General features: G+C 65.0%; 7 protein-coding genes. 3 read left to right on the forward strand and 4 right to left on the reverse strand.

Features of this window, described 5'->3' with window-relative positions; translation table 11 throughout:
• Positions 1–346: 346 nt before the first annotated feature.
• Together tyrS and VN856_RS14540 are read right to left on the reverse strand one after the other, a co-directional pair.
• On the reverse strand, positions 347–1,621 hold the full coding sequence (gene tyrS / locus VN856_RS14535) for a tyrosine--tRNA ligase (protein ID WP_325690180.1): 1,275 nt from the start codon (positions 1,619–1,621) through the stop codon (positions 347–349).
• Between the two features lie 64 nt (positions 1,622–1,685).
• Positions 1,686–2,297, reverse strand: a complete 612-nt coding sequence (locus tag VN856_RS14540; RefSeq protein WP_325690182.1) for a DNA-3-methyladenine glycosylase — start codon at positions 2,295–2,297, stop codon at positions 1,686–1,688.
• A 58-nt stretch (positions 2,298–2,355) separates the two neighbouring features.
• Between VN856_RS14540 and VN856_RS14545 the strand changes: the two genes are divergently transcribed.
• The 3 genes from VN856_RS14545 to VN856_RS14555 are packed head-to-tail and all read left to right on the forward strand — an operon-like array spanning position 2,356 to position 4,509.
• Positions 2,356–3,120 (forward strand): ABC transporter ATP-binding protein, encoded by a 765-nt coding sequence (locus VN856_RS14545; protein WP_325690184.1) that lies wholly within the window; start codon positions 2,356–2,358, stop codon positions 3,118–3,120.
• 14 nt (positions 3,121–3,134) lie between these two features.
• Positions 3,135–3,884 carry an ABC transporter permease gene (locus VN856_RS14550; protein ID WP_325690189.1) on the forward strand — a complete coding sequence of 250 codons (750 nt, stop codon included), beginning with the start codon at positions 3,135–3,137 and terminating at the stop codon, positions 3,882–3,884.
• Between the two features lies 1 nt (position 3,885).
• Positions 3,886–4,509: a TetR family transcriptional regulator gene (locus VN856_RS14555; RefSeq protein ID WP_325690186.1), complete on the forward strand. Its 624-nt coding sequence runs from the start codon at positions 3,886–3,888 to the stop codon at positions 4,507–4,509.
• Here VN856_RS14555 and VN856_RS14560 read toward each other — a convergent pair.
• Both VN856_RS14560 and VN856_RS14565 read right to left on the reverse strand, forming a co-directional pair.
• A complete protein-coding gene (locus VN856_RS14560; RefSeq protein ID WP_325690191.1) occupies positions 4,475–4,699 on the reverse strand; it encodes a Trm112 family protein in 225 nt (74 codons plus the stop codon). The two genes, VN856_RS14555 and VN856_RS14560, sit on opposite strands and share 35 nt — an antisense overlap.
• A gap of 14 nt (positions 4,700–4,713) precedes the next feature.
• Positions 4,714–7,431, reverse strand: a 2,718-nt coding sequence (locus VN856_RS14565) for an acyl-CoA synthetase (protein ID WP_325690187.1), incomplete at its 5' end; no start/stop codon positions are given.

Consider the following 7,431-nt stretch of genomic DNA (forward strand, 5'->3'; position numbering starts at 1 on the left):
CAGAGAAAATCTGACCAAAGCAAGACACCAAAAACTGGCATCAAAAAACCACGTCCCAACACGGGGCGCTGAAACGCGGCCAAAAAAACAACAACAAAAACAAAACCACCAAACACACTATTGAGTTCTCAAACAACACCCCAACCGGCCGCGCAACAAGACCCGCGGCTCTTGGCCGCTCACTCGCTGTACGGACGACGAAAGCACACCACCGAAGTGGAACTTCCCTCTTGGACATCGCCGCGCTCGACGGACTGACCGTGTCGCGGCGACGCGATTAAGTTACGCGACCGGAAACTCGCAGTCAAACAAGCTGCTAGACGGCGTGTTTCGGGCTGCGCCAAGGTCAGCCGAGGCGCTCGACTCCGGCGATGTTTCGCTTGCCGCGGCGTAGCACCAGCCACCGTCCATGCAGGAAGTCGGTGGGTTGCGGCGCCCAGGTCTCGTCGTCGATTTTGGTGTTGTTGACGTACGCCCCGCCCTCGGCGATGGTGCGCCGCGCGGCCCCTTTGCTTGGTGCCAGGCCGCTGGCGACGAGCAGGTCGACGATTCCGTCCGGTGTTCCCGCTGTCAGCTCGGCGATCGACGTCTCCCGCAGAGCGGCCCGCAACGTGGCGTCGTCCAGGCGGGCCAGTTCCCCACGCCCGAACAATGCCGCGCTCGCGTGTTCGACGGCTTCGGTGGCGTGCTCGCCGTGCACGAGGGTCGTGAGTTCGCGCGCCAATCGGCGTTGTGCCTCGCGCTGCTGCGGTCGCTCTGCGGTAACCGCCTCCAGTTCGGCCACCTCGTCGGCCGACAGGAAGGTGAACCAGCGCAGGTACCGGATGACGTCGGCGTCGGCGGTGTTGACGAAGTACTGGTACCAGGCATACGGCGTCGTCATCTCGGGGTCCAGCCACAGGTTGCCCCCGCCAGTGGACTTTCCGAACTTCGTCCCGTCCGCGGATGTCACCAACGGAACCGTGAGGGCATGCACCGCGGCGGCCGACTTCTGCCGCACCAACCGGACGCCGGCGATGATGTTGCCCCACTGATCGGATCCGCTGATTTGAAGCACGCACCGATGGCGTCGATGCAGTTCGACGTAGTCGTTGGCCTGCAACAGCATGTAGCTGAACTCGGTGTAGGAGATCCCCTCACCTTCCAGCCGTCGCCGAATGGTGTCTCGATCCAGCATCACGTTGACCGAGAAGTGTTTACCGACATCGCGCAGCAAGTCGATCGCCGACATTGCGCTGGTCCACTCGAGGTTGTTCTCGACAATGGCGCCCGTCGGTGAGCTGTCGAAGTCGACGAATCGCTCGAGCTGTCCGCGAATTCGCCCGGTCCATTCCTGGACGGTCTCGTCGGTGTTGAGCACCCGCTCGCCGGTCTCGCGCGGATCACCGATCAACCCGGTGGCGCCGCCGGCAAGAACGATCGGCCGGTGGCCGGACTGTTGAAAACGGCGCAGCGTCAACAGCGGCACCAGGTGACCGGCATGCAGACTCGGCGCGGTGGGATCAAACCCCGCATACAGGGTGATCGGACCGTCGGCGGCATCCTTGGTCAGCGCGTCAAGGTCGGTGGACTGTGCGATCAGTCCACGCCAGTTCAGTTCCTCGACGATTTCAGCGCCCACAGTGATAGATCTTCGCGCATCTCTGAGACGCGCCCGCGACGGGCGACCGGGACGGCGCGTCGAATCAGTCGCTGGCGCCCGGTGCCGGCGCTCGTGGACTGCGCCGGTAGGCGGAGACCGCCGCCTGGCCGGGCAACCACAGCCGCCACGGCCGGTCGGCGGCCTGGCTGACACCGACCCGAGGTCCCGAACTGGCTTCGGACGCATCGTTGAGCGTCAATCGTATTGGACTGTCGCTATCAAATAGGTCAATTCCGTTGTCGGCCATCGCGATCCCGGTCGCCGAGCACAGATTCCCCGGTCCCCGCGCCAGCGCGCGTGTGCGGATCGCCGCTCCACGCCTGGACTGTGCGATGTCGAACCCGGTTTCGACGACTGCGGCCCTGAGCAGGACGGCGGCCGCGATTCCGTCGGGCCCGCAGACCACGTTCGCGCAGACGTGGATGCCATGACTGAGATAGGTGTAGAGCCGGCCGGAGGGGCCGAACATCACCGTGTTGCGGGCAGTCACACCGCGGTATGAGTGCGCCGCGGCGTCCGGCCATGGGCCATCGGGTCCCCCGCCATATGCCTCGACCTCGACGATTGTCGCGGTAACGCCACGACCGGTGAGGGTTGCGCCGAGTAGTCGATGCGCGGCTTCGACCGGGTCGACCGCAAGTTGGTCAGCGCCCACCGGACAGATTCTGCACGGGACTCTTGACAGCCGACCAGCAGGGGTGAATATTCATCATATGATGACTTCATCAAACGATGAATTAAGGTCGACGGGTGACGAAGCAGCGATCGACATCAGCCACTTGCGGGTGATTCGCGGCAAACGGCCTGCGCTGCACGACTTCTCGGTGCGGGTGGCCCGCGGCAGTATCACCGGTCTGCTCGGACCGTCGGGCTGCGGAAAGACCACACTGATCCGATGCATTGTCGGCACCCAGATCATCGCGTCGGGCACCGTGCGGGTGCTCGGTTTGCCTGCCGGGTCCGCGCCGTTGCGGCACCGGATCGGCTACCTGCCGCAGGACCCCACGATCTACGACGACTTGCGGATCGTCGACAACGTTCGATACTTCGCAGCGCTCTACGGCTTTGACGGCCACGCCGCCGACTCCGCCATCGAGCGGGTGGGTCTCAGCGATCACAGCACCGCCTACTGCGGCAACTTATCCGGTGGTCAGCGCACCCGGGTGTCGCTGGCGTGTGCGTTGGTCTGCCAACCCGAGCTACTGGTCCTCGACGAGCCAACCGTGGGTTTGGACCCGGTGTTGCGTGCGGATCTGTGGGAGCAGTTCACCGACCTGGCGCGCGGCGGGACCACCCTGCTGGTTTCGAGCCATGTGATGGACGAAGCCGACCACTGCGGTGACCTGTTGCTGATGCGAGATGGCCACCTGGTCGCACAGACCACCCCGGACCAACTACGAGAGGACACCGGATGCACGTCACTGGAGGACGCGTTTCTGTCCATCATCAGGCGCAGCACGAAGCGCCGAGCGGGTTAGGACGGCGCGGGAACCTGAAACCATATAGCGCGACCACGCTGCGGATCCTGCGTCAGCTGGCCGCCGATCACCGCAGCATCGCGATGATCCTGGCGGTGCCGGTGCTGGTGATCACGCTGATGTACTTCATGTTTCAGAATGCCCCGCACCGGCCGGGGGCCCCGACGCCGTTCAACAACGCGTGCCTGATCCTGCTGGGCCTCTTCCCGCTTTTCGTGATGTTCATCATCACGGCCATCACCATGCAGCGGGAACGGGCTTCGGGAACGCTGGAGCGCATACTGACCACTCCCTTGCGCCGGCTCGACCTGTTGATCGCCTACGGAACAGCCTTTTCGATCGCCGCCGCGGTGCAAGCCACCGTGGCGTGCGCCGTGGCGTTTTGGCTTCTCGGCTTCGACACGGCCGGCAGTCCGTTCTGGGTGTTCGTGATCGCGATTGCCAACGCGGTGCTCGGCGTCGGCCTTGGATTGTTGTGTAGTGCGTTCGCGCGCACAGAGTTTCAGGCAGTGCAGTTCATTCCGCTGGTGATGGTGCCGCAATTGCTGCTGGCCGGCATCATCGTGCCGCGCGCACTGATGCCGACCTGGCTGGAGTGGATCAGCAATGCGATGCCGGCCAGTTACGCGCTGGAGGCGCTGCAACAAGTTGGCGCACATAGCGATCTGACCGGCGTCGCGGTCCGCGACATCGCGGTCGTGCTGGGCTTTGCGCTCGCCGCGCTGTGCCTGGCCGCCGCGACCCTTCGGCGCGAGACACCCTGACGTGACTGCCACCAGTGCCGGACGCCGGCGTCCGGGCCGGCCCGCGGGCAGCTCGAACACCCGCGAGAAAATTCTGGCCTGCGCCCGGGACCTGTTTGCCCGCAATGGCATTAAAAACACATCGATACGGGCGGTGGCCGCTGCCGCCGGCGTGGATTCGGCGTTGGTGCATCACTACTTCGGCACGAAGGAGCAACTGTTCGCCGCGGCGGTTCACATCCCGATCAATCCGATGGACGTCATCGGCCCTTTGCGCGAGGTGCCCATTGGAGAACTTGGTCACCGATTAGCGTCGACGTTGTTGACGCTGTGGGACTCCGAGGTCGGCGCGAGTTTCATTGCCACACTGCGATCGATCCTGGCGGGCTCGGAGGTCAACCTGTTCCGCACTTTCATCCAGGACGTGATCGCGGTCGAAGTCGGCTCCCGCGTCGACGATCCGCCGGGCAGCGGCATCATCCGTATTCAGTTCGTCGCCTCGCAACTGGTGGGCGTCGTCATGGCGCGCTACATCCTGGAGCTGGAGCCCTTCAAATCGCTACCCGCACAACAGGTCGCCGACACCATCGCGCCGAACCTGCAGCGCTACCTCACTGGGGATTTACCGGAGTTGCCTTCGCGATGAGGCGCGCGTGCTCGTCGTCGCCGACCTCGACCGCCTCGTCGACCAGCAACACCGGGATGTTGTCCTCGATGCGATAGGCGCGGCGCAGCCGCGGGTTGTACAGCAGCTGATCGTTGGCATCGTCGACGAGCACCAGCGGGCCCCGGTCGGCCGGGCACACCAGGATGCTCAGCAACTCCTCGTCAATCACATTCTCTCCCAAGCTCATTGCGCACCGGACAACTCCGCTCGCGCGGGACCGGTCAGGCGCCGGAACTGATTCGCCGCGGCGTCGAAAAACCACGCGTGCCGCCCCGCTTTGGGAATGCCGCCGGCCCGCAGTGCGCTGACCGTTGGGCGGTACGACGCGCTGAGCTTCAGCTCCGGCACCACGTGCACGATGTCGGGTCCCAATCCAAACGGCATGGCGGCAACGGCTTCGGTGAGATCGGCGGCGGTGATCGTCGCTCCTGGTCGCGTCGTCAGCGCGGTCACCGCGACCTGGTGACCGTGCCTCGACACCCCGTACGTCACGGCGAGATCGACCGCGGGCAGCAGCCCGAGTGCATCGGTGATCGGATCGCAGTAAACGACGCCGCGCTCGGTGGGCACCGTCGAGCCGCGCCTGCCGACCAACCAGAAGTCGCCGTCGGCGTCTCGGCGGAACAGGTACTCGGTGGAAATCCAGGTATCGGCGGGCCCGAAGACGCCGCGCTTGATCGACGCAGTCGGATCGATCGGCCCGCGGGGCTCGGCGAGCAATACACCGACTTCATTGGTGTCCGGGATGCGGACCAGTCCGCGGTCGTTCTCCAGGATCAGGTCATGCTCGGCGTCGTAGGCGCCCAGTTCAACCCGTCCCGCTCCCGGCAGCGGCCGGCCCTTGCTGCCGATCTTGGCGCCGGAGACGTTGGCCAGCACCGCATGCCCGTCGGTCGTCGCGAAGAACTCGACGACGTGCGCGGGCGCGAACACGTCGGTGATGCGCTGCCACAGACCGGTCGGCATACCCGAGCCGATGAACAACCGCACCGGATGGTTGCCGTGCAAGGCAAATCCCGGGTCGTCGATGACGTCGCGCAACATCGCCCAGGTATAGGAGACGACGGTGACGCCGTATTGGTGAAGCTCGGCCGCGAATTGCTCGGGCCGCAGCCCGCGAGACAACGCAATCCGGGTACCGCCGACGACCGCTCCGCCGAGGCTGACCAGCAACGCGGACTCGTGGTGTAGGGGGGTGAGGCAGTACACGGTGTCGGTGCGTCCCAGGGCGGCGGTCGAGGCGGTGCCAAAGGCCGACAACGCCCAGCGGTAGTTGGTGATCTGCTTGGCGACGAGTTGGCCGCTTGCGGTGCTGAAGCCGATGAACGCGAGATCGCGCGCGTAGCCCGGGTTAGGCCGGTACCAAGCCGGTAACTCGACGGCGTCGGGATCGATCTGCTCCATGTCGATGACGTTGGCGTCATCACGCAGGTTTAGATCGCGCGACTCACCACCACCGAGGACCAGGATCTGCTCGGGTAATTGCCGCGCGGTCTCGAGATTGGTGGGGTCGGTGATGATTTCGCTCACTCCGCCGAGCCGCACCGAAGCAGCCAGATCGATATCGGGCTTCAACAGGACCGCGACGGCACCCAACCGTGACAGCGCGGCGATGGCCACGAGCGCGCTCGGCCGGGTCTCCATGAGCACCCCGACGTGCTCGCCTTGGCGGACTCCGACTGCGATCAGGCCGCGCACGACGTTGTCGATACGCCGGTTCACCGCCTCGTAGGTGTGCACGCGGCCGTCGAAGAGCAGAAACTCGCCGTTGGGAGCATCGTGCGCCTGCTCGCCGATGATCCGGCCCAACGAGATCCGGGTGTGGTCGTTGATCTGGCCCAGGCGAACCAATCGGGGCAGCGTGCGAACGGTTTCGACGGCCAAGGTGCGCACCGATTTATTCGCCGCGAAGACGGCGTCGGCCGCTCCGCGCGCGAAGGTCAATGCCACCTCGGAGGCCTCGCCCAGGCCGTGCAGCACCCGGGAGCTGAGTGCGACACCGCGATCGGATGGCTCCTCCGGCTGATCGGCCATTGGGAAGATGTCCGTGGGCTTGTCACCGTTTCCGGAGATCCACAGCACCCAATCGGCGACGGTCGGCCAAGACTCGTGTGCCGCTTTGGATCCGACGACCAAGCCGAAATGGCCGGTCCGGATCAGGTATTCGTAGACCTCGGCGTTGGGCGCGGCACGGCGGATACCCCGCACCGCGGCCGGCTGACCGATGTCGTCAACCTCGCCCACGAAAGCCAAGATGGGGCAAGTGATATCGGTCAGCGTGACGAGTTGGCCGTTGATGGCGAAACCGCCGGTCATCATCCGGTTGTGCGCGACGAACTGCTTGAGCAGCTCGGAGATCGCGGGTCCGGACCAGGCGATCCAACCTTCCGACTCCAGGAATCTACGCTGGGCTTCCCTGGGCAGCAGCGCCTCACGGTCATGGAGCTGCCGAACGAAATCAATCCGCGCCTTCGCGGTCTTGAGCGGGTCGAGCATCTGAAAGCCGGTGCGCGCCAACCAACCTGGAATGTCCAACCGATTGAAGACGTGGTCCGCCATGAACGTGGCAACGCCCGGAGCAATGTTCGGTGGAAGCCCCATCGGCAGCGCTGCCAGTGTGTCAACTGGTGAGCCGAACGTCACGATGCTGGCGATACTCTTCGAGCGCCGGTAGGCCGCCGCCTGATAGCAGAACATCCCACCCTGCGAATAGCCGATCAGGTGTACGTCGCGCCCGGTGATGTCGGCCATGGCGTCGAGGGCTTCGCTCAGCGCGACGATGTGGTCGGCCAGATTCCGGCGCATCCCGCCTTCGATCTGATCGGGCGAGCCGAAGTCAATCACCCAGGGATCCAGCCCGGCGGCATGCAGAATGCCGACCGCCCCCTCATCGCGGGTGAC

The sequence above is a fragment of the Mycobacterium sp. genome, from assembly GCF_035603715.1.
Taxonomy (GTDB): Bacteria; Actinomycetota; Actinomycetes; order Mycobacteriales; family Mycobacteriaceae; genus Mycobacterium.